The 2659-nt window shown below is 48.7% G+C and carries 3 protein-coding genes and 2 pseudogenes; all 5 read left to right on the forward strand.

All coding sequences use genetic code 11. The features are described from left to right. Positions 1-1383, forward strand: a pseudogene (locus BT119_RS26135) (hypothetical protein); the annotation flags it as partial. After that, the gene (locus BT119_RS26145; protein WP_072367197.1) at positions 1364-1633 is read left to right on the forward strand and encodes a hypothetical protein; all 270 of its coding nucleotides are present in this window, start codon (positions 1364-1366) and stop codon (positions 1631-1633) included. The pseudogene BT119_RS26135 and the gene BT119_RS26145, both read left to right, overlap by 20 nt. Before the next feature lie 129 nt (positions 1634-1762). Further along, positions 1763-1990 (forward strand): hypothetical protein, encoded by a 228-nt coding sequence (locus BT119_RS26150; protein WP_218190031.1) that lies wholly within the window; start codon positions 1763-1765, stop codon positions 1988-1990. A gap of 42 nt (positions 1991-2032) precedes the next feature. Then, positions 2033-2380, forward strand: coding sequence for a hypothetical protein (locus tag BT119_RS26155; protein ID WP_065349628.1), 348 nt, complete (start codon positions 2033-2035; stop codon positions 2378-2380). 87 nt (positions 2381-2467) lie between these two features. Beyond that, positions 2468-2659: pseudogene (locus tag BT119_RS26160) on the forward strand (adhesin); the annotation flags it as partial.

The raw sequence follows: 2659 nt of genomic DNA on the forward strand, positions 1-2659 counted from the left end.
ACAGCGGGCTTGAATCGTGATGTCGACAAGGCATACGAGATCACGCGTGATGATGAACATCGGACTGATTTGTATGTGACGAAGAGTTCGTTGGATGCGGTTGCCAGCCCGAAAGAGACACTTGGTCAATGGCAAAAAAACGCCGCGCTTTATGGTGAAAACAGTCGCAACACAATAGACAAACTGGCCGACATGCTTGTGGTCGCCGGGTTACTGCCGTTAGGGGCTGTTACAGGTAATGGAACAGATCTAGCACAAAGCCGTGTCGGTTTTAGCGAAATGATGCGACAACTCAACAGCCTGGATGAGGGTAAAAGGTCTGCGGGCGTAAAAAAGTTTCTAAATGCCGTTGCCGGTAAAGATCTAGGCTCTGATGCGGAATCGCTCGTCGCACGTATTGCCGAGCTGGGTGAGGAGCACCCGGATCAAGCGATGCAGGCGATGGTTTTGTTGGCCAAGCTGAATAAACCAAATGGTGGTGCATCGAGTTTTGTTCCAGCAGTGGCGCTGGGTGCTGGCGCAATTGTGGCCCTGAGTGCTGCGTTGTCTACCACAGCAGCGACGCCGGAAGGTCAGGATAGACTGAGAGCGGCAGCCAATGCCGTCGCACTCTCTGTTGCCGAATCAGGTCAATCAGCGGAACAACAGGTCAGTGCATCCATAGAAATATGGAAATTCCTGTTCAGTACGACGTTCCCGGTGCATCTACTGGACGGCGAAAACTCCAGGCTTGTGAACCCTATCGTTCAGGCCCAAGGTGCGAATCCGTCCAGCGGCGGGTATGCTGCTGGAGCGACGCCTGCTGGTGTGGGTTCGACGGGTGGTAGTCAGATTGCTGATCAGACGCCTGTTGATTATTCCAGGCCTGTTACAGAGCTTCCGGCACCGGGGGTGATGAATCAGGGTATAGAGGATGGTGCAAAAGAACTTGGAAGAGTTGATCCACCCATCCCAAAAGTTGATGTCACAAATGACTTTATGATGAACGTGTTCAAAGATGGAGGAGTCCAGCTCAAGTATGGCGATCCTGATGGCGTAGCAGGATTGGTCGTGAATGTGGATAAAGCGGGAGTGCTGGGATTTGAAATTCGAGCAGCACAAAATCATCCCTACTACGATGCATCAGGCACTGATATGTTCGCCAGCGCAATGCAACGCCTCGGCAACGAAGGCATCAAAGTCAATCAAATCCGTGGGGCTTGGGAGGCGGGTACTGACAGCGTTAACACTGCTCGATATCTCGAGAATATTGCCAATGGAATGTCAAAAGAAAATGCTGCTTTGAATACATGGACAGGCCAAATAGCCCAAAAGTACGGATACGGAAAGGTTGAGAAAATTGAAACCATTGGAGACATCAATTATGTCACCTTTAAAAAATAGGTATTTGTTAGCCCAGTTGCTGGAAGGGAAATTGCCGAGCAATGTACTGAACTTGATGTTAGAGGCTGATCCTGAGTTGGATAAGTATGTTTTAGCAAATGTTTTTTTGGAAGAGTTTGATCGTTTGGATAGCAAAATCCTTCCTGTAATATGGAAATGGAAGAGTGTCAAGTCAATTAGAGGTATTTCTGATCAGCAATTTGATGAGGCAATACTTGCGCAAATGAGGATGGCGGGTTATATAGTGTAGTTAGTAGTCGGGAGAGTCTTAGTTTCCTACCTTGAGGGTGTTGGTGCAAAAGGACCTTTGAATACCTTGGAAGGTGTTCTTGGTCGAGTCTAGTCCCGAGTCAACTTAGCTAATGATGGTATGGAGCGCTTGGCTTCACGTCACTTGTCGGGCAAAGTAAATGCAAGCCAGTTTTCTATCGGGGAGCCTGAGTTGCGCGGTCTTCTGCAAAGCAAAGCGGTTGTGAGTACACCTGTCACACAAATGGTAGACAGTGCTGATGGTGTGCGCTATGTGCGCGAAGTTGATGTTAGGCGTTCTATTGGTACGGATAAATTCAGTGATGGAGTCAGCCTCAATAATGACAGTTATGACTGATAAATTTGGGAATCTAGTAACAGCATTCCCAGGGGTGCTCAAATGAGCTCTCGTGACCATGTGCGAGCGGATTTGCTGAGCTCTATGGTGTCGATGTTTTCAGGGAGCACTAATCCTTTGCTGTTGGCTGCTCTTAAAGCAGCGTTTCCTTGGTTGTCTTTTGCTCTAATCGTGAATTGGATTCCTGAACAGGCCGAGGATATATACTGGGTGCTGATCGACTTAGATCGTATTGCAATTGTAGAAATTTCGCGATTAAGTAGTGATTTGGAAGAAGTATCAATCGAAGTGTTAGATTTAAATAAATATAAGGAGCGTCGTCTTTCCATTGATAGCCGCCGAAAGCTCGAGGTTGCGATTGATCTGATGAAGGAAAATTACCCTAGCTAGAGGTTTTCTCTAGTGGTGCAAAAGGAATAGGCGAGGTTTCAGGATCCGCAAAAGACTTCTCAATTGCCGACCGCGTATTTGGTCAGCTCAATCCTGCCGGACACCGGGAAAGTCGAAGGCAAGGAATTCGACCTCAGCGCAACTGTCGTGGCTGGCTTTGGCGGCAGCGTCAGTGGCTCGGTCGGTTACGGCCAGACCAACGGCTCCAAGAACTGGATCGAGGAACAGACCCGCATCACGGCCAAAGACAAGGTCGACATCCGCACCGAGAACCACACC

This window comes from Pseudomonas sp. NFACC10-1, from assembly GCF_900119195.1.
Lineage (GTDB): Bacteria > Pseudomonadota > Gammaproteobacteria > Pseudomonadales > Pseudomonadaceae > Aquipseudomonas > Aquipseudomonas cerasi.